This is a genomic window from Bradyrhizobium cosmicum, from assembly GCF_032290525.1.
Taxonomy (GTDB): Bacteria; Pseudomonadota; Alphaproteobacteria; order Rhizobiales; family Xanthobacteraceae; genus Bradyrhizobium; species Bradyrhizobium cosmicum_A.
The window spans coordinates 1-266 of the sequence record NZ_JASXTA010000270.1 but is presented as its reverse complement, the minus strand read 5'-3'; the positions used below and the strand labels follow the sequence as shown (position 1 = coordinate 266).

The 266-nt window shown below is 60.9% G+C and carries 1 pseudogene; it reads right to left on the bottom strand.

Annotated features, from left to right (window positions below):
• Positions 1 to 266: pseudogene (locus tag QSV46_RS39930) on the bottom strand (EmrB/QacA family drug resistance transporter); the annotation flags it as partial.

Here is a 266-nt window from a genome sequence, read left to right as displayed (position 1 = left end):
GCGCAGCGTGGCCTTGGACGAGCCGATCATGATGGCGAGCGGGATGGCGCAGGCGGTGAAGATCATCACGAGCTGGTAGTCGTACGAGAACGCGATGATCTGCGCCTGTGTTTTCACCATCATATCCGCCATGGCGCGGCCCTTGTCGGTGGCAAGATCGATCATGCCGCGCACGGCAGGCATCTGCAGGGCGTGATTGAAGGGGTTGATGTGTTCCGAGAGGACCGCGTAGGTGTAGCGCGTGCCTTGCGTCAGTTGCGAGATCA